27 protein-coding genes are annotated in these 18122 nt (G+C 64.0%); 17 read left to right on the top strand and 10 right to left on the bottom strand.

Annotation, left to right across the window (positions count from 1 at the left end):
* Positions 1-48 precede the first annotated feature (48 nt).
* From HAP40_RS17855 to HAP40_RS17875, 5 genes are all read left to right on the top strand, one after another.
* A complete protein-coding gene (locus tag HAP40_RS17855) occupies positions 49-345 on the top strand; it encodes a DUF968 domain-containing protein (RefSeq protein WP_166816572.1) in 297 nt (98 codons plus the stop codon).
* On the top strand, positions 342-545 hold the full coding sequence (locus HAP40_RS17860; protein ID WP_166816571.1) for a hypothetical protein: 204 nt from the start codon (positions 342-344) through the stop codon (positions 543-545). The genes HAP40_RS17855 and HAP40_RS17860 overlap by 4 nt, the downstream gene beginning before the upstream one ends.
* 1 nt (position 546) lies before the next feature.
* The gene (locus HAP40_RS17865; protein WP_166816570.1) at positions 547-861 is read left to right on the top strand and encodes a hypothetical protein; all 315 of its coding nucleotides are present in this window, start codon (positions 547-549) and stop codon (positions 859-861) included.
* Between the two features lie 9 nt (positions 862-870).
* Positions 871-1296, top strand: coding sequence for a DUF1376 domain-containing protein (locus HAP40_RS17870; RefSeq protein WP_166816569.1), 426 nt, complete (start codon positions 871-873; stop codon positions 1294-1296).
* A gap of 192 nt (positions 1297-1488) precedes the next feature.
* Positions 1489-1998, top strand: coding sequence for a hypothetical protein (locus HAP40_RS17875; protein ID WP_166816568.1), 510 nt, complete (start codon positions 1489-1491; stop codon positions 1996-1998).
* 206 nt (positions 1999-2204) lie between these two features.
* Here HAP40_RS17875 and HAP40_RS17880 read toward each other — a convergent pair whose 3' ends face one another.
* The gene (locus HAP40_RS17880) at positions 2205-2453 is read right to left on the bottom strand and encodes a DUF6894 family protein (protein WP_166816567.1); all 249 of its coding nucleotides are present in this window, start codon (positions 2451-2453) and stop codon (positions 2205-2207) included.
* A gap of 969 nt (positions 2454-3422) precedes the next feature.
* Between HAP40_RS17880 and HAP40_RS17885 the strand changes: the two genes are divergently transcribed.
* Positions 3423-3749, top strand: coding sequence for a nuclear transport factor 2 family protein (locus tag HAP40_RS17885; protein ID WP_166816566.1), 327 nt, complete (start codon positions 3423-3425; stop codon positions 3747-3749).
* A 203-nt stretch (positions 3750-3952) separates the two neighbouring features.
* Here the strand turns inward: HAP40_RS17885 and HAP40_RS17890 are convergent, their stop codons facing one another.
* The 3 genes from HAP40_RS17890 to HAP40_RS17900 form a co-directional block, all read right to left on the bottom strand.
* Positions 3953-4195 (bottom strand): helix-turn-helix domain-containing protein, encoded by a 243-nt coding sequence (locus HAP40_RS17890; protein WP_166816565.1) that lies wholly within the window; start codon positions 4193-4195, stop codon positions 3953-3955.
* Positions 4182-4844, bottom strand: a complete 663-nt coding sequence (locus HAP40_RS17895) for a recombinase family protein (RefSeq protein WP_166816564.1) — start codon at positions 4842-4844, stop codon at positions 4182-4184. The genes HAP40_RS17890 and HAP40_RS17895 overlap by 14 nt, the downstream gene beginning before the upstream one ends.
* Positions 4845-4967: 123 nt before the next feature.
* On the bottom strand, positions 4968-6269 hold the full coding sequence (locus tag HAP40_RS17900) for an AAA family ATPase (RefSeq protein WP_166816563.1): 1302 nt from the start codon (positions 6267-6269) through the stop codon (positions 4968-4970).
* Between the two features lie 890 nt (positions 6270-7159).
* On the opposite strand from HAP40_RS17900, the gene HAP40_RS17905 reads away from it, so the two are divergent.
* From HAP40_RS17905 to HAP40_RS17955, 11 genes are all read left to right on the top strand, one after another.
* On the top strand, positions 7160-7546 hold the full coding sequence (locus HAP40_RS17905; RefSeq protein WP_208024764.1) for a hypothetical protein: 387 nt from the start codon (positions 7160-7162) through the stop codon (positions 7544-7546).
* Between the two features lie 736 nt (positions 7547-8282).
* A complete protein-coding gene (locus HAP40_RS17910; protein WP_166816561.1) occupies positions 8283-8471 on the top strand; it encodes a hypothetical protein in 189 nt (62 codons plus the stop codon).
* A 165-nt stretch (positions 8472-8636) separates the two neighbouring features.
* Positions 8637-8888, top strand: coding sequence for a hypothetical protein (locus tag HAP40_RS17915; RefSeq protein WP_166816560.1), 252 nt, complete (start codon positions 8637-8639; stop codon positions 8886-8888).
* Entirely contained in the window at positions 8881-9192 is a 312-nt protein-coding gene (locus HAP40_RS17920) for a hypothetical protein (protein WP_166816559.1), read from the top strand. The genes HAP40_RS17915 and HAP40_RS17920 overlap by 8 nt, the downstream gene beginning before the upstream one ends.
* Before the next feature lie 163 nt (positions 9193-9355).
* On the top strand, positions 9356-9535 hold the full coding sequence (locus HAP40_RS17925; protein ID WP_166816558.1) for a hypothetical protein: 180 nt from the start codon (positions 9356-9358) through the stop codon (positions 9533-9535).
* Complete coding sequence (locus HAP40_RS17930; RefSeq protein WP_256380439.1) at positions 9532-9657, top strand: hypothetical protein; 126 nt, start codon at positions 9532-9534, stop codon at positions 9655-9657. Before HAP40_RS17925 ends, HAP40_RS17930 begins: the two co-directional genes overlap by 4 nt.
* 3 nt (positions 9658-9660) lie before the next feature.
* A complete protein-coding gene (locus HAP40_RS17935) occupies positions 9661-10101 on the top strand; it encodes a DUF2493 domain-containing protein (RefSeq protein WP_166816557.1) in 441 nt (146 codons plus the stop codon).
* Positions 10038-11717 (top strand): DUF7178 family protein, encoded by a 1680-nt coding sequence (locus tag HAP40_RS17940; RefSeq protein ID WP_166816556.1) that lies wholly within the window; start codon positions 10038-10040, stop codon positions 11715-11717. Before HAP40_RS17935 ends, HAP40_RS17940 begins: the two co-directional genes overlap by 64 nt.
* Complete coding sequence (locus tag HAP40_RS17945; RefSeq protein ID WP_166816555.1) at positions 11677-11844, top strand: hypothetical protein; 168 nt, start codon at positions 11677-11679, stop codon at positions 11842-11844. The genes HAP40_RS17940 and HAP40_RS17945 overlap by 41 nt, the downstream gene beginning before the upstream one ends.
* 149 nt (positions 11845-11993) lie before the next feature.
* The gene (locus HAP40_RS17950; protein WP_166816554.1) at positions 11994-12248 is read left to right on the top strand and encodes a hypothetical protein; all 255 of its coding nucleotides are present in this window, start codon (positions 11994-11996) and stop codon (positions 12246-12248) included.
* Positions 12190-12660 (top strand): hypothetical protein, encoded by a 471-nt coding sequence (locus HAP40_RS17955; protein WP_166816553.1) that lies wholly within the window; start codon positions 12190-12192, stop codon positions 12658-12660. The genes HAP40_RS17950 and HAP40_RS17955 overlap by 59 nt, the downstream gene beginning before the upstream one ends.
* A 54-nt stretch (positions 12661-12714) precedes the next feature.
* On the opposite strand, the gene HAP40_RS17960 is transcribed toward HAP40_RS17955, so the two are convergent.
* The 6 genes from HAP40_RS17960 to HAP40_RS17985 are packed head-to-tail and all read right to left on the bottom strand — an operon-like array spanning position 12715 to position 18122.
* Positions 12715-13995 (bottom strand): hypothetical protein, encoded by a 1281-nt coding sequence (locus HAP40_RS17960; protein WP_166816552.1) that lies wholly within the window; start codon positions 13993-13995, stop codon positions 12715-12717.
* A complete protein-coding gene (locus tag HAP40_RS17965) occupies positions 13992-15812 on the bottom strand; it encodes a hypothetical protein (RefSeq protein ID WP_166816551.1) in 1821 nt (606 codons plus the stop codon). Before HAP40_RS17965 ends, HAP40_RS17960 begins: the two co-directional genes overlap by 4 nt.
* A gap of 9 nt (positions 15813-15821) precedes the next feature.
* Positions 15822-16121 carry a hypothetical protein gene (locus tag HAP40_RS17970; RefSeq protein ID WP_166816550.1) on the bottom strand — a complete coding sequence of 100 codons (300 nt, stop codon included), beginning with the start codon at positions 16119-16121 and terminating at the stop codon, positions 15822-15824.
* Between the two features lies 1 nt (position 16122).
* The gene (locus HAP40_RS17975) at positions 16123-16365 is read right to left on the bottom strand and encodes a hypothetical protein (RefSeq protein WP_166816549.1); all 243 of its coding nucleotides are present in this window, start codon (positions 16363-16365) and stop codon (positions 16123-16125) included.
* The gene (locus HAP40_RS17980) at positions 16362-17780 is read right to left on the bottom strand and encodes a hypothetical protein (RefSeq protein WP_166816548.1); all 1419 of its coding nucleotides are present in this window, start codon (positions 17778-17780) and stop codon (positions 16362-16364) included. Before HAP40_RS17980 ends, HAP40_RS17975 begins: the two co-directional genes overlap by 4 nt.
* Positions 17781-18122 (bottom strand): hypothetical protein, encoded by a 342-nt coding sequence (locus HAP40_RS17985; protein WP_166816547.1) that lies wholly within the window; start codon positions 18120-18122, stop codon positions 17781-17783.

Raw genomic sequence — 18122 nt, forward strand, 5'->3', positions numbered from 1 at the left:
GCTGGTGAACGACGCGACAGACAACGAACTGCGCAAGACGGTCAACTGATGCAGCGCGACCCACGGCAGCGCGACGAGCGGTACCTCGCCTACATCCGCACGCTGCCGTGCTGCATCTGTGGTGACAACACCTCGACCGAAGCCGCGCATCTTCGCGTCGGACTGATCTCTGCCAGCACGCCGAAACGCGCGACCGGCATGGGTGAAAAGAGCAGTGACAAGTGGGCGCTGCCGCTTTGCTCGCGGCACCACCGCGAGCAGCACAGGATGAATGAACTCGAGTTCTGGGCGAGCTACGGCATCAACCCGTTCGAGCTGGCGATCTCACTCAGGAGACCGGCGTGAAGAAGCGATACTCGATCTGGGTGCGCGAAATCGGCTCCGACCACGATGTCGAGCTGATGCAGTGCGACAGCAACCCGCAGCCGCTGGTCGCGGCGTTGTACGGCAAGCGGCTCAACACCACCAAGGAAGGCGCGCGCAAGAGGACGACTATGTCGCGCTACGTCACCATCAGGGTCGTCGATAATCACGCGGAGACGTGACATGGGGTCGATGAAGGACAAGCTGGGCGACATACCCTACAGCCCGGTGCCTGTGCAGGCATTCGACGGCGCGACCTACGAGGCTGGCGGCGACTACCTGCGCCTTACCGGCCAGCTGGCGCGCGTCTACAGCCTGATGAAGGACGGGCAGTGGCGCTCGCTCCAGCAGATCGCCGACGTGGCGGGCGGCAGCGAGGCGGCCTGCAGCGCGCGGCTGCGTGACCTGCGCAAGCCCAAGTATGGCGCACACAACGTCCTGCGTACGCGGGTGACGGGTGGATTGTGGCGCTATCGCATGGTTTCGCGCAACGCATAGGAGTGAAGCATGCGCGGCTCGAAGTCGCTCCACCCCGCGTTCCCGTTCCTCAACTCGGTCTGGGAAGACATCGTCTACGATCTCGGCGACCGCGAGATCGTCGCGCTGTGGCGGCTCGTGCGCTGGTATTGCGACAGCGGGCCTTTGCCGAACGACGACCAGATGCTCGCGCAAGTCGCGCGCGTCGATAAGCGCACATGGGTGAGGGCGGTGCGCCCGAAACTGGCGATCAAATTTTCGAGCATCGGCAGCCACTGGCACTGGGCCGAGATCGACACCAAGATCGCCGACTATCAAAAGAAAATCGGGGATAAGCGGAAGGGTGCGGCTTCGACCAATATGAAGCGCTGGGGCAATTCCGGTCTCCGTTGCAAGCACCGCTGGCAGGACGGCGTGTGTCTCAATTGCGGCCGCACTTTGCGGTTAATTCGTTGATCGGACTCGATGGGGCTGTCGCTGCAGCGACAGCATTTGCCATCGCTGCAGCGACACCGGGAGTGTCGCTCTAGCGGTCGCTCATATGTAAATATAAAAAAACAAACACCTTCTCTGGAGCTGGAGGCGCAGAGGCTTTGCGATGGGAGCGCGCGGATGTAGCGTGCCCCTTGCTTTTCAGTGAGACCGCAGATGCAGTCACCCCTCGACGACGCTGGGCCGACCCAGGAGCGGCTCGCCAAGGCGGGCGAGTTCTTCAACGTCGCCGGACGGTCCCGCTCATCCCGCCGCATCACCATGATGGATGACCCGCTGGGGCGGTCGCTGATGCGCCGGATCATTTCCCCGCTCGAATACTCGTCCCTGCGCCGCTACGCGCTGCACTGGGCTGCAGCGGGCCTGCAGGGACCGTTGAACAGCGTTGATCTGAACCGCATCTACGCCTTCGATCCCGGCGCCATGTCGGGCCTGGCCAAGACCGAAGCCCAGCTCCACCACAAGCAGACCTACTACGGCGCAAAGCAAGCGATTGGCTTCCGGCCCTCGTTCGTGGCCGATCAGGTGGCGTGCTTCGGCAGGGGGCTGCAGGAGACCGGCGAGAGCCTCGGGATGCGGTCGCCCTACCGGGCGCGCCAGAAGGCAGCGGAGCTGCTGTCGGACGCGGGCCACCGGCTGTGCGCGTTCTTCGACGCCTTGCGCTGAGGGGCGAATTGGGCGACAGTTTCGCCAGCTCACGCAACTGCGCCTTGGCGTGATGGATGAGCTGAAAATCCCGGTGCCGCCCTCCGGGGTTTTGACGTTTCGAGGCCTGGCGGCGTCAGCGTGATTGGTGACTACGTCCGCTTTGCTCCTATCGCGACCAAGTTCGGTGTGGCGGCACAATGTCGCGATGGGCCAATAGGCGACCTTCAATCCTCTGAAAGGAGTAAGCGCTCCAGCGAGACTGTGGCGCAGGCTGAAGCCACGACTCGGCCTTCGTCGTCTCGCACCTCAATCTTGGTTAAACCGGTCCTGCGGTTGCGGGCGTCATCGAGGATAGCTTGGCCTAGAGTCTCAAGGGCTAACGTCTCGGCCGCGCCTACATCGACAACATCAATCCCGTCGTCATCGATAACAACGCCGCCGTCATGATGGATATCGAAGTGGTAAAGCGGCATCGGCGCCCCGCGTCCTGTATTTTCTTAAGGTTCACTCCATTCGGGGACAGCGGACCGCTCAGTTCTGGGAACGAACGACCTCCGGCTTATCAGTATTGATCAGCCGGAAACGAGGCACAGCCAGCTTGTCAGGTAAAACGCGAGCGGGTGTGAGTTTCGAATCAGATCGCGTTGCCCGCTTGCAGTTGGGGCACACGAAAAGGCTTGCGATTATTGGTGCGGGCGCGTCTCGAACAAGCTCCGATCGAAACCACCTCATGGCGGTTTGGCAATTCGGGCAATCCGTAGCTTCCAAGTGTTCCGCAGCTTGCTTCAGCACGTCCATTGCCGCCCCCATGTTCGGGAAAAAGTAGCATGGCAACGAGCGGCGTACAGTACCAAAAGATACGCTCAGCAATGACAGATGTTAAATTGAGGTACGGGGAACTTTGCGGGCGATCCGCTTCGAGAGCTTGAGTCTAGGCGCGAGCGGGGAAGTAGCGGCCCTATGACTTTCGGCGCCTTGATCGAGCGATACCGCAGATTGTCGGACTGCTAACGGCCGCCAAGGGGCGCACGTAAGATGTAGCCTCACGCGAGGCGGTTGAGGGCTGGGTAGGCACAGCCCCAATACGTCGTTCCGCCTCTTCGACTCGAAGGCGTAGATCTTCCAAATCTGACAGTTGGGAAGAGAGGTCGTTCAGCCGTTGGACCAAAAGGATCGTGCGAGAGTCCTGCATCAACATCTCCCGCTTGCCGCGAAGACCGCAGCTTCGTGCGTATGCGGCGTGATGAAGCTGGCGTTGTCGCCCTAGGGGATGGGGCGACGGGAAAACAAGATACCCGTCCAACCGTTCCACTTTCCGCTGGCACTATGACTTTCGGCATATGGCCCTAGCGGCGCGAGAACGCCCATAAGTCCTGAACCGATTGGTGAAGAGACTTAGCTGGTGCCCCGGCCAAATCTCGTTTCTTGGCGGAGGTGCTTGGATGTCCTTTGACGCGATGGCCGCGGCGGTCGATTGGCTAGACGCCTACCGTGCCGGCGATGTTGAGAACATTCTGCAAATGTACGCTGAAGATGCCGTCATCCTCTGCGGCTGCGGCGGCATGAAGACGATTACAGGGTCCGAAGGTCGCCGCGCGTATTGGGTCGACCGGATGGTCGAATATCCCGCGTCGAGGCTCGACAACCTGCAGCAGGCCAGTGAAGGAGCTCTGATCTCTTACCTTGCGCGCGACGGCCTGGTCAGCGCGGTCTTGAGGTTCAATGCCGCTGGCCAGATATCGGCACAGACCTGCGGGCCTTCCGACTGAGGTGCGAAAAGGCACCAGCTCGCGGGCAATGGATGCAAGCTGGTGCCTTTCCTCCCGCGCTCGGGAAAACGTGGCAAATGATCTATGGTTCCGAACCCCGGGGCCCGATGGCTAATGAAAGTCGTCAAAACGGGCGCGATATAGCCGAGCGCATGCTCTTAGACGCGCCCGGCCAAGTCAGCATTGGCACATTGTCGGTTCGATTATCGCTCGATCTCGGGGAGTTGCTCGGGTGTGACCTTCGCTTGCAGCATCAAGCGCACCAGAATGGCGATGTGCGTGGGCACGAGGCCGTAGGTCTCGGCGATCCACGAGCGCACCGTGCGCGGGGTGGAGGCGATGGCGCGGGCGAAAGCGGACTGGCGGTTCTCGCCGAAAATCTTGACGAGGGTGGCGTCCAGCTCCGCGCCGGTCATGGGGGCGTTGAGAGGCTTACGCGGCGGCATCGAGCGGCACCTTTGGCTGCAGGCGGGCGATCAGGCGGATGACTTGGGCAGACTGCCACGAGGAGCCTTCAGCGGTGGTGATGCCGCGCGCATTGAGGTGCGCGGCGATCTGGCGCGACGACTGACACATGAGCGGCTCGACGGTCTCGCGCAGGCTCTCGGCAAACGCGGCGGCGGCGGCGGCCTTGCTCTGGCCAGCGTTGGGCGCGCCCAGCTTGACGCCGCGCGCCTTGCAGGCGGCGAGCGCCGCCTTGGTGCGGTCGCTGATGTCCTGCCGCTCCTTCTCGGCGACGGCGAGCATGATGTGGAGCTGGAAGTTGTCGGCATGCGGCATGGCGGCGACGCGGAAGCCAACCCGGCGCGACATCAGCCCGGAGCCGAAGTGAACGTCGCGGGTGAGGCGGTCCAGCTTGGCGACGATCACCGTGCCCTTGGTCTTGGTCGCCAGCTCGATGGCGGCGGCGAGCTGCGGGCGGGTCTCCAGCGCGTCGGCGCCCTTGGCGGTCTCGATCTCAACGAAGGTCTCGGCGATCTCGAAACCCTCGGCGGCGGCGAAGGCGGCGATGGCGGCCTGCTGCGCCTCAAGGCCGAGACCGGAGCGGCCCTGCTTCTGGGTGGAGACGCGGATGTAGGCGACGGCGGTCTTCATGGGGTGCTCCATGGTTGCCATCGCGTTATAGGAAGTAAATTCCTATTCCGTCAAGCCGGACGGGCAGCTTTACAGTCCAACGCCAGTCCCTGGGCGAGCGCTGGCTGGCATAACGCTCAGACCCTAATCCAATTTCCGCAGCTTTACGTAGGCTCTGAAAACGGGATCGGCAAACTCGTAGTGCCCGCGCTGCTCGCCCTTTATGAGCGCGGGGCCATATCTCTCCTCGACCAACCGTGGCATAAGCTGATCTATATACTCGATGCCCAGGCCTTGTGCTGTCGTGCGTGTCCTTTGCAAAACGACCCGTCCAACTTCGTCATTGTAGAGTGTTGCTTCCCCCTGTTGCTCGGCTAGCAGTGTGAGGAGCATTGCCCGTTCTTTGCCGCGTCCGATTGCGAGCTGATATTGCTCTTCAAGGTTGGGGAATGATTTTCCCTCCCTGATCTTACCGAGTACTTCGCCGAAAATCTTCTCGTCGATGTTGTTGGAGCCAACTTCGTTTCCGTATTGGACGGACGATTTGCCAATCAGTTGCGCGAAGTAGGGAAGGCCTTCGCTGAGTTCGACGATCTGCTCCACTACCTTCTTTGCGAAGCTCACTTTCCCGCGAAAGAGTTCGGTCGCTGTCGTAAAAATTTGCCTCGTTTCGTCTCCGCTCATCGGCCTGACGTGTATCGCGCCTTGCTCGATGAGCCTGGCTACGGATTTATGGTCTTTAATCAGTGCGCCGATGTCAGCGCCGATGCCGCAAACGCCAAACTTTACCGTGGGTGATGTCAATGATTTGATCAGTGAGCCCATGCCGAATTTTGTGCCGATAACGTCAAACTCATCAAGCAGGATCAACACGCCGTCGCGCTTCGACCACATGCGATTATTTGCATCAACTGACCCGCTCACAAAATTTCTAAACGACTGAATGGTGTCGTTTGGCACCACGCTCGAATATTTTTGAGAGTCCGATCCTTTGACGCCCCACTTGATCAGCTTGAGGTCCAATCCAGCGGAAGCTTCATCAGATCGGGAGAACTCCGAGAGCTCTTTGCCAGCGTCCGGCACAAGGCGGAGCAGACCGTCCTCGGGATCAGTGTCGTTGCACAAGCGACGAATTAGTTCGTCGGTATTATTGATGTTTGAATCACAAGCGTAATAGACCGTGTAGTACCGCCTCGGATGACGCGGGATAAGGTGGGCAAGACCTGCCTTTTGCGCGATATCATAATTGCCGTTGGCCATCTGCTGAACTTGGCGAACCAACGATGATTTTCCGACTCCTCGCTTTCCATAGACTGCGATCACGCCTTCTCTGGCATTGAGGGCGTTCATGCAGCTTTGGATGAGGTCTGAGCGCCCTACGAAGCGCTTAGGATCGCGGATGACGCTCGATGTGAAACCGATTTCGGGGTCGACGAATTCAAACATTTTGGACACCGGCAATGAGTGATTCGCTCCAAGATGCCTCCGAACGCATAGCGTTGCAATCGCTGGTTGCCAGAAATTCCAGCTGTTGTGAGCATGACTTCACTGGGCGCTGAGCAGTCTAGAGATGGTGTCGAACCGGATGTGGTCCATGACCGGTACGAGTAATAGGGGACGGTGCAGAAGGCGCGGCATCGACGTGACGTGGCGGCGGGCGTCCAGGCTGCGTTCGAGGACGACCGCAGCGCCTGCTGTGAGGTGCTGGCCCATTGGCACCGCACCATCGAGACCGACCGTGCTTATCGCCGTGTCGGCCCAGACGGCAGCGGAGCGCCAGGGATGAGTAGCACTTGGGAAAGCGGCCCCGGCTGGAGGTCGCCATAACGAGGGCCGAGGCCGCCCCACCAGCTCCCGCAAGGTAGAGCCAGCGACCAGAGAACCCTCCGCAGGGTCTGCCGTTCCTACCGTGGCGGAATGCAGCAAGGAGCAGGCAAAGGAGGCGGCCCCGACGACGGATTGTGCGATCCGGAGTAGGCCCAAGGCCGCCCCACCAGCTCTCGCTTTGGGTCAAGAGCCAGCGACCATAGAACCCACTGCACGCGGCAGTCGTTCCTACGGCTGGACACCGGAAGCAGGAGCGCTTGAGAAAGCGGCCCCGGCTTGGAGTTGAACGGCGGGGACGCCGAGGCCGCCGCCAACCCAACGCAGGTGGGTCGGCAACCTCAGAACCGCCGCACGGGTCTGCCGTTCCTATGACCAGCGAGCGGCAATCATGCTGACATTGATTGAGAGGAACCGTGGCACCGTTTAAGCAGACCACATTGCCAGCGCACTACAGGGGCGACCAGACCTTCGGGAGGCCGAGTGAGTATCGGCCTGAATACTGCCAGCTCGTGATCGAGAAGATGCGGGAGGGGATCAGCCTTGGGGCATTCGCCGGGGTGATCGGGGTCAGCCGGGACACGGTGTATCGATGGGTGAGGGAACACACCGACTTCTCTGACGCGGTGTCTCGCGCGCGGGCTGGCCAGCAGCTGGCCTGGGAGCTGAAGCTGCTGCGGTCGCGCAAGGGCGCGGAGACGAGCGCGAGTATCTTTGCGCTGAAGAACATCGCCCCCGACCAGTGGCGTGACGTGCGGTCGGTCGATCACCAGCACAGCATGAAGGTCGAAACCCTCACCGATGCGCAGCTCTACGCCATCGCCAGCCAGAAAGCGGGGGCGAATGGCACTGTGATCGAGGGAGAGTGGGCTCGAACTGACCTCGATCCGCAACGGTGAAACGCACGTTTCAGTGTTGCACCGTACTGAGAACGATGCTTGCCCTGGCGCACGACGCATGTGATCGCATCGCAATAGCGTAGACACTATCAATGGGGTAGGGGCGTGCCCCGGCCTAGGGGCTCCGGGGGAGGGAAAAATCGAGCCGGATAAGCATGCTTATTTGGACACCCCCCACCACATCACCCGCAACTCCAGAAATCCCCGCCCGCATCGGGGCCCCACCTTCGCCATGGTTACGACGTAACCAGTTCCAACGTAACCAGCGTAACCACCATGGACATCGCGACAGTCCACCTGATCGCCCGCCTTCGACGCCTGTTCAGCCGCCAGCCAGATGTGCTGACCGCCTGCGCGGAGTTGGAGCGGCTCCATCGTGTGGTTGCTGATCTGGAACGGCCGGGCAGGATGCTTGCCCCGGATGCTGCGTGCGCTGGTGCCGGGTCGGCATCCACCAGCGCGACAAACCCCAAGCGGGACCGGGCCGCCTATATGCGGGGCTACCGGAAACGGAAGGGGCGGGAAGACGCGCCCGGTTCCTAAGTAACAAAGTGGACAGTCCCTGCGACTAAACAGTGGCATTCGACGGCGATTTGGTCCGTGGCAGGAACGCATGCGCTCGACCAAGCTTGGTGTTGCGCTTCGGGCAAAATCTCGGAGCGCTTTGCAGTACTTCGCGGCTCCCGCTGCCCCCTCAGCTGGAGCCGTTTTTTTATCCTCGGTTTCTCCAGTCAGTATGCTCATCCAGATCACCGCCCCGCACTTCGTCGCCGCCTACGTCGTCGAGGATGGCAAGATCACCGAAGCCGCACCGATCCTGAAATGGGCGCTCGGCAAATCCGACAACGAGATGCGCGGCTACTGCGCACGCAAGAGTTGGCGCGCCTGCGTCGTCCCTCCACACCCATCCCCCAAGAATCTTTAATTCGTACCCTTTTCGACAGGGGCGTTTTGTGCGTACAAATGCGCAAGCCCCGACTTGCCGCCTAAGGCCGCCCCAAGGGCGGCATCATCGAGGCCTCGCCGGGTCGCGCGCGCAAGCCCCCCAGCCCCAGCGGCGCGGCCCGGCAACAATCATCGAGGACAGGCGATGATCGATCTGGACCACGAGATCAACCGCGATGTGCTCGTCGAGCGCATCGACGCTCTCCAGGACGCGCTGCAGTCCATCGTGCAGTGGTCCGAAGCCTATCCGCTCGATGTTTTCCCCGAACCCGATCTGAAGAAGGCACGCCAGCTGCTGGAAGCAGGCGGCGTCAGCCTCGACAGCGTGAGCGCGCACTGCATGCGCCACGTCATCACGTCGGTCGGCGAGATCGCGAGGAGGGCGCTCGATGAGTGACAAGGCCGTCGCCGCGCTGCGCGCCCACGTTGCCCGCCTGGAGGCCCGCGTCCATGCGATGGAGACGGTGCTGTTCAAGCTGTCGCCGTCCAAGGATGTCACGTATCTCGACAGCGTCGAGGCGGTGAAGCAGTTTCTGCGCAAGATCGACATCGATGCGATGCCGCCGCACGTCGCCACGTTCCTCCAGGAGCGGCTGCCGTCCGATTGGCGGCTGCTGTGCTCGCAGCACGGCTACCGGCAGACCTTCATGCTGCTGAAGGATGATCTCTCGATCATCGAGGCGCGCAGGAGGCTCGCATGACGACGAAACTGACGCGTGAGCAGTGCATCGATGTCATCCGCGACGAGCTGAAGCGCCAGCAGCGCGAGCGCAAGGTGTCGATTGTCGCCGCCGAGACGCCGACAAGTTCGAGGTGATGTGTGATCGACATCCACGCCATCGCCGAAGCGATTGCGGGGCGCGAATGAGCGACGAGTTCGACCGCATCATCGAGACCGCGCTCGACAAGTCGTTTCACAACGGCGTCGCCACCACGGTGGCGCTGTTCGAGCATTATGCGAGCCTCGGTTACTGCCCGTTCTGCTGCTTGCGCGAGGTCAGGAAGAAATTTCTGCTGCCGCAGCCGGAAGACACGCGGCAATGATGGCGCTCATCCTCAGCATGAAGTGGCTGCTGATGTCGTGGCTGGCTGAAACCCAGTTTTCGAAGGTGCTCTGCCTGTTCAATGCGAGCATTTTCCTGCTGATCGCAGCGGGAGGGCGCTGAACCGTGAAAGTGCTCGTCTGCGGCGGTCGCAAATTCACAAACTACGACGCTGCCGAGAAGTATCTTGACATGCTGAACTCGATCTACCGCTTCGCGCTGGTGATCCACGGCAATCAGCAGGGCGCGGACGCCTGCGCCGACCGCTGGGCGCGATCCCGGCACATCGACGTGCAGGCATTTCCTGCGGCGTGGGTCGAGCACGGCAATTCGGCCGGGCCGATCCGCAACGGCCGGATGCTGCGCGAGGGCAAGCCCGATCTGGTGGTCGCGTTTCCCGGCAATCGCGGCACGCGCGACATGCTCAAGCAGTCACGCCGCGTGCCGAACCTGAAAATCATCAACCTGGACGAGGCAAACGTCCGGACGGAAGTGGAGAGGCAATGGCGGACGGTTATGGACCGCTCGATCATCTCCGCTACCGGCGGGGCGTGTCCGAACCGCTGAGCAATCTCTCGCAGGATGCCGCCGAAACCGCAGCTGCGCGCGTGCGCCGCTCCGTGAAGTCGGAAGCCCGCCGCGCCTCCGCCCTGGAGGGCGGCGCCGACGCGGCCTCGATGGCCGCCGGTCTGGTGCCGGGTGCTGGCATCGCCGACGTGCTCGGCCTACTGCCCGATTTCGGGGGCGGCTACCAGCCGTCGTTCGGCCGCAACCTCATGAGCGGCAACTACCGCGACGCGGCGCTGCAGACGTTCGGGCTCGGCGGCGACATGATGCTGGCAACGCCCCTGGCGGCGCTCGGCATGGCCGCCAAGGGCGCGCGCGAGGCGTCGAGGCTGCCTATCGCTGCCGGTGACACGCGCGTCTCGACGCGCTTCCCGACCGCCGTGAAGGCGACGGAAGACCCGCTGCGAGAGCACCTGTCGATTGGCCTCAACGAGATGAAGGCCGACCCCGAGACCTTCGCGCACAACACCTCGATCCTGTCGCGCGCGCCGGGCTTCAGGCGGCTCGCCGAGATGGCGCCCGACGAGGCGGCCGACGCCTACATCAACCAAGCCAAGGGCAACATGCAGTTCCTGTATGAGAACTCGCCTGAGGTGATGAAGACGCGGGCGCCGCTCTGGTACGAAGGCGCCAACCGCATTTCGGATGCGCTCGCATCGCGCTGGGGCATCCCGCGCCAGAGCGCGTCGGCTGCCCTGGCTGCACTGTCGCCCCAGAAAGACTGGTTCATGAACGCGACGCTCGGCGAGCGCGTCGGCGACATCGTCATGAACAACCCGCGCGCCACCTCCGACATGGAGGCGTGGATCAGGTCGCAGCCGAAAGTCATGGCGGCCGACAATGCGGAGGAGATGCTGCGCCGGATCAGCGGCCAGCGGCTCGACCAGTTGAACCCAAAGGACGCTGCGCTGTTCGTCCGCGCCTTCGACGAGGCACACAACACGCGCAACTACCGCTCGATCCTCCCCGAAGGCGATTTCGGTGACTGGTTCACCACGCAGAGCGGCGACCCCAGCAAGGTCGCGTGGGGCACGTTCGGCGACATCGGCAAGGCGGTGAGCGCGATCCAGTCCGGCGGCGACATGGATACGATTTCGCGGCTGCTCGGCGAGAAGCACAAGGTGCGCTCGTTCTACAACAACATCGAGGTGCCCAACGACCCGCGCTTCGGCGACGTGACAGCGGACACCCATCAGGTCGCCGCCGCCCAGCTACGGCCACTGTCCGGCGCATCGGAGGCGGTGATCCAGCATCTCGCGTCAGGTGGCCCGGCGGGCTCGGTGAACTCGCGCTCCAGCGCGATCACGGGCGTGAAGGGCACTTACGGACTCGTGAACGACGCCACGCGTCAGTTCGCCGAGGATGCAGGTCTGCTCGGCCGGGCCGGTCAGTCGGCGACGTGGGAGCCGGTGCGCGAACTCTTCCCTGCGAAGTGGAAAACGGCTAAAAACAATGCAGCTGTTGACGACATCTGGGGGGCCTATGACCGTGGTGAAATTCCCATCGAACAAGCCCGAAAAGCGATCTTCGATCTTGCTGGCGGAATTGGAACGCCTGAGTGGGCACGAAGCGGCATTGGCGCAAGTTCTCCATATCAAGGATCGACTTACCGGTAGGCTCGCCAAAGAGTTCATCCAGATCAACTGGTGGGGCGAGGAGCCTGAGGTGATCGAATGCGAGGAGCAGCACATCATCGATCTGCTCAACGAGTACGACGCCGCTCGCGCAAGCGAGGCGCAGTAACTGCGCAACCTCAGCGAAACGCCGCTTGGTTTCTACGATTGTCAAGCAGGCTATCGCATTAAGCACGATACGCACTGCCGCAGCGGTTTTTGTTGCGGCCCTGATCAAAGTAGCGTGTGATGGTTTCCCTTCGGTGTGGGGAAGCTGCAATGTCAAAAGAAGAAGGACGGCACCACTACGCTCTGACTTCGGTCCTCGATGCATTCACCGACACGACGGGGGTGTCGGCCAAGCGGCTGGACAAGAAGCTCGGCCTTCCGAATTTCGTATCGCACGTCCACGACGGTGACGTGACCAGCAAGGAAATCAAGGCGGCCTTCAAGTTCATGGGCCGCTACTTCAGCAATGATCTCGGCGGAAGACGCCGCAGGGGAAATCCTGCGGCGAAAGCTGCTCCGCGCTAGTCTTGCGGAGTGGTGCATCGCGAACGGCTACACGCCCGCCCGTCACCACCGACTGCTGATCGACAAGCTGGAAGCGCTGGCGCGCGGCGACATCCCGCGCCTCGCGATCTTCATGCCGCCGGGCTCGGCCAAGTCCACCTACGCCTCGGTGCTGTTCCCGCCCTGGTGCATGGGGCAGCATCCGAAGGCGCAGTTTCTCGCCGCGTCGCACACCACCGAACTCGCTGAGCGCTGGGGCCGCCGCGTCCGCAAGGCGACGCGAAACGTGCCGACACCGATGATCGTGATGTTGCCGTCGTCGGTTGACGCGCGCAGATACTGGCAGCCGAACTTGTCGCTGATCTGGAAGACGATGGAGCAGCCCGTGAGATCCACCGGGTTATCGTCGAGGTCGATGATCTCGCCGAGATAGATGAAGCTTTCGCGATTTGTGCGCGGAGGAAAGGCGATGTGATACATGACGCCCTCACAGCTTCAGGTAAGCGGTCACGAGCAGCGTCGGCTGGACGTTGGCGTGCGGCTGATTGCCGGTGCCAGGGATCGCTCCCGAGAATGGATGCTGGTGGCGTGTGCTCGCGCCGCCCGTGTTCTGGGCAATGTCTTGAATTGCGACCGTGTACTGGTTGGTGCCGTCCTGATGCAGCCCGCCGCCGCGTTGCGTGTACGGGTGGGTGTGATCTGGCGCGTCATTGCCGGTGGTGCCGCTGAAAGCGAGCGTCGGCAGTTGCGTCAACGTGATCTGGTTGCTTTCCGAGCCGCCGCGCGCGCCGAGCACCGTCGCGGCCGTGCCGAAATAAGCCGCCGTCAGCCGACCGGCGGCGGGCGCGCCCATGTCATCGAGCGAACCGAAAACACACCCACGCGCGTCGGGCAGCGCGATCTGCTTGTTGGCCGCCCAGTCGGCCGCTGAACTTGCGCCGCGCGACGGGATGAGCGCGAGGTTGGCCTGCCGCATGTTGTCGAGCGCGCTGTGGGCGTCATCGACCAGCTCCTCGATGGGCGCGTTGCGCCGCATCTGGTCGCGCAGCGCCGCCGAGGCTTCGCCGCCCTCCTTGCCTGCGAGCCGGGCCGCGTCCACCGCCGCGCCGTACGCGCCGGTCGAGGTGCCCAAGACATGCGCCGCCGTCTTCAGCGTGCCGGTCCCGGCCAGCGTCGGCAGCGTCAGCGGGTCCACCACCTTGCTGGCGATGCCCGCCACCTTGGCGGCCCTGCCAGCCACGCCAGGAGCCCGCGCCAGGGCGGTAGAACCGCCCGAGAGCACCGTGGAGAGGTCGCCCGCGACGCCCACCGGATCGGTCGCCAGGGCGCGCTTGAAGCCTTCCATGCTGCCGTAGCGGTCGGCAAAGAACTGTCCAATCGCATCCGCCTTCGCCACGTCGTCGGTGCCGGACGCGAGCCCCAGCTTTTGCGCGAGCCCGTGGCCCGCGTCGCCGATGGCGCTGAGCGTGTCGATGGGGTGAATGAACGGCTGGATGATGTCGGAGCCGAACTGCGCCGCGCTGCCCGGCAGGTTCGCCAGCATCTGCCCAGGCACGTCGGACCAGGACAGCTCGCCGCCGTCCTGGCGGCGCTGCTGCGCGGCCAGTAGCTGGTCGGCCGTGAGCTGCTGCTGCGAGCCCTGCGGCGCGCCCTGGGGCGCCCGGTAGGCCTTGAGGAGGTCTTCCGTGCTCACGCCGCTGAGGTCGCCCTGGGGCTGCCTGTAGGCCCGCAGCAGCTCGTCGGTGGACACCTGAGACAGGTCGCTCACTTGATCGCTCCTCGCCTGCGCAACTCGGCCTCGATGGCGGCGCGGTTGCCAAGGTTGGCGCGGCTGGGCGCTGCGACCGGCGCCTCCAGCAGATTGCCGCCGCCCCGGCCACGGCCGAGCACCTCACCGATGTGGAAGAGGTGCCGCTCCAGCGCGTCGATCTTCGACGTAACGACGGCGGCGGTGTCCTTCGCGGTCAGGCGGTACTGCTCCGCGTTCTGCCGCGCCTCCGTCTCGTTCATGCCCGCGCCGGTCAGCATGCGGATCAGCGCCTCCGCACCGGAGTCGAGCATCCGCTTGGTCTCGCCGGGCGTGCCGAGGTTTGCGAGTGCCTTGGCGTGGTTCATGCCGTTGTCGATGCCGACATCGCCGCGCGCCACGCGCTGGCGCAGCTGCGGCAGCGTGCTGATGAACGACTTGCCCAGACCGATGCGCGCCGCGATCTCGTCGCCGATCTTCTCGCCCGTGCTGCCGGGGATCGGCTCGACGCCCTTCGACTTGTCGTTCGGATCGATCCAGCGCGAGTTGGCGGGCAGCTTGCCGTAGCGCGCGCCGTCGCCGCCGCCGCCATCGACAAAGGTGTTGGTGTTGGGATCGAAGACGCGCTGGTCCTCGCCGACCGTGAGCAGCTTCTGATGCGTCGGGATCACCGTGAAGCTGCCGTCGCGCTCGTTGTAGCGGATGACGCTGCCGTCGCCACCGGCAATGAACTTGTAGGTGCCGGGGTCGAGCATCTTCTGCAGGAACGCGTTCGCCACCGGCCGCGTCAGCGGGTTGCGATACAGCGCCGCGATCTGCTCGCGGCTGATGCCTGCGCTGCGCGCCTCAGTGTTCGGCGACGACAGGTTCTCGACCACGCGGTCGAATGCAGTCACCTGCGTCGGCTGCTCGCTCTGCGGCGCCGGACGCGACGTGCCTGCGGTGATTTCGGACGGCAGGCCCGCAGCACGGCTGAAGCGATCAGCATAGGACGACACCGAGGTGCCGAGGATGTCGCGGGCGTTCGGGTTGTGCATGCCGCGCTCGCCAGCGAACCACGCGCGCGCCGCGCCCTCCGGTCCATACTTCTGGACGTACTCACCGAACTTGCCGCGATAGACCGCATCCTGCGCAGCGGGGTTGACCAGGAACTGCTGCGGCGACAGCTCCTCGCCGAAATACTGCCGGGTCCAGTCGCGGACGTTCGAGCCCATCACCTGATAGCGGCCGTAGGCGCGGTCGCCGCCCTGCGTGGTCGGGCCGATCTTGCGGTAGTCGCCCTGCGGGCTGCCGCTCTCGATGGACGAGGTTGCGCGCGCATACCTGTCGAGATCGTCGTCCGCCGCCACGACGGGCGGCGTCGGCTGCAGCACGCTGGGCACCGGCATCGCGGTCGCGCCGGGGATCGGCACCATGGGCGGCGCCGAGATCGGCGGCTGCGGCGCAGCCTCTGCGGTCGCGCCAGGGAACGCCTCGAAGGCCTGGGCCACGCGCTGGTTCGGCGACAGCTCCGGCGGCGGCGCGGACGGTGCGCCAGGAAACTGCTCGAACGCCTGCGCGACGCGCTGGTTGGGCGTCAGCAGCGGCGGCAGCGCGAGCTGCTCCCTGGGCGCCGCAGGCGCCTGGGGAGCCTGCTGAGCGACCGCGCGCGGATGCGCGGGCTGATAGGCAGCGGGCTGCTGCTGGGCGCCGCCGCCATACAGCTGCGCGATCAGCTGCGCCGCCTCGTCCTGGTCGCGCTGGTCCTTGATGATCTGGCCAAGCCGGGCCAGGGGCGACCAGTCGATCTCGCCGACGAAGGAGCCCGGCATGTCGTAGCGGGAGGGGTTGATCGGCATGGCCTGACCTCAGAAAGCCGGATAGCCGGGCGTGGTCTGGAAGACGGACTGCGCTGCCTTCGAAGCGTCGGCGCCGTTGACGCCGAGCGCGTCGAGCCAGGTATCGCCTACGCGGCTGTATTTCGCGCCGAGCGCGGCGAGCGGATCGTAGGCGGCGATGCCCTTGTTGAGCGCGTCGGTGCCGGTGCCGTAGCCGGTCTTGAGATAGCCGAGCGCGTCGGTCTGGTACTGGGACGCGAGCGCCCGGTTCTTCTCCGCAGCCTCCCTCTCGGCGCCACCGCCGAATAGCGTATCGAAGAAACCAGCCATGTCAGTTTGCTCCAGCCTTGAACTGGCCTTGTGTCGCGTCCCAGATCAGCACTTGGTTGTTGGCAATCGCGGTGACGGCGGGCGGCGCTGCAGGCTTCACCGCAGGTCGCTTGAAATCGACGTAGCCGAACAGGTTGATGAAGGCCTCGATGGTCTTCAGCTTCTCGTACCAAGTCGGGTTGATGGTGCCGTCCGGCATCAGCAGCGGCACGTCGTAGGACGGCAGCGAAAATTTCGGCCTCATCGCAATACGTCCTGCAGCTGGTCGGCGCCCATGAACGCGAAGTCGAGACCGGCGCTTTCCTCGAACCGCCAGCGCACGCCCTGCACTTCCGCCTGACCCCAGATCGCCGCGCGCACGCGGCCATTCGTGATCGCCTGCTGCCCCATCTTGACGTTGCGCGGATTGCTCCAGTCCTGGCCGCCGTTGCGCGAGATCGAGATCGCGATCTCGGCGTCGGTCTCGTCGGGGTCGTGGCCGGTCGCGTCGCTCGCACCCTTGGTCAGGTACAGCTCGATGGCGTTGATGCGGACGGCTTGCGGGAACGAGCCGAACGGCCCGGTCTCGATCCGCATCCTGATCGGGGTGCCGAGTTCATAGCGGATGTTGGCGCTGATCTCGCACAGCGTCGCGCTGTCGCTGTCGCCGCACATCCACTTGCCATGCGCCTGGATCGGATAGAGCCCACGCCAGTAGTTCTTCAGCCACGAATTGCGCTCGTGCCATGTGCTGAGCGTGGTGTCGAAGACGTAGCACCACGTCGCGCCCTGGACGCTGACGAAGCCGTGGCCGCGCGAGACGAACACGCCGACGCGAATGGCGGTCTTGATCGGCTCGCGCTCGATCAGCGTGTCGAGGTCGCTGTTCGAGATCGGCGTGCAAGCATAACCGTCCAGGCGCGAGACGCGGAAATCGTCGCCCACCAGGAACAGCCCCTTGCCGAAGCCGTCTTCGGCGCCAGCGATGGCGGCGGGCCCGACGATGCCGCGCGGGATCGTTGCGATGTAGGAGAACGGGTAGCCGCTGTCGTTCTGGCCGCCCCACACCTCGATGGTCGAGGAGCCGCACAGCGCCAGCTGGCCGTTGCCGAGCGGCACCGGCCGGTACAGCGTGTCGGGCTTGCTCTCGGCCGTCGCCACGTCGAGCGTGTTGATGCTGGTGACGTTGACGCCGCTCGCGCGCGTGACGCCGTTGCCGTAGGTGAAGATGAAGAAGCCCCGGTGAAACACCACCGAATTCGGCTGGCCGACATTGGGGTCGGGATAGGCGACGACCGCGCCGCCGCCGTTGATCCAGAACGCGCCGTCGCCGGGACTGACGAAGACTACGTCGGCGTTGGCGGCGTTGTTGCGGGCGGCGAAGACGATGCCGATGCCGGGGATGCTGCCCGGCAGCAGCGTGCCCGCACCGCCCAGGATGCTGAACGAATAGACCGACGTGCCGAACACGCCATAGAACAGATTGTCCTTCTGCACGCCGCCGCGATAGCGGCCGGACGGCGCGGTGCCGAACAGGCCGAGGCCCGGCACCCTGAACCAGCCGTAAGGCTTGCCAGCGGTCGCGGGCAGCTTCTCGGGGTAGCAGTTGAGCACGCGACCGCCTGCGGTCTGCGGCTTCAGTCCTGGCGCTGACAGCAGGGGGAACGGAACGTCGGTCATCTAGAAATAGTTGCTCGCGAGCACTTCGTAGGTCGGCATCTGCGCGATCAGGTAACGCAGCCGCTGCTCGTGCTGCTGCACCGTGAGGAGGTCGAGCGGCTGGTTGGAGAATTCGGCCGCCGCGAAGATCGCGACCAGCCGCGCGAACGTGTCGAAGACGAGATCGGGGATCGCGTTGCGGTCGGCAATCACCACGATCTTCTCGATCTGGGCGATGACGCTATCGATGCTCTTGTCCAGCACCGTGTGCTCGACATCGCCGAGCGCCTCGCCGGGCACGTACTTGCCCAGGATCGCCGCCGCCTTGTTGACCGCCTCTTCGGCCGTGTAGGTGACCGGCAT

Origin of the sequence: Bradyrhizobium sp. 1(2017), from assembly GCF_011602485.2 — a bacterium.
Lineage (GTDB): Bacteria > Pseudomonadota > Alphaproteobacteria > Rhizobiales > Xanthobacteraceae > Bradyrhizobium.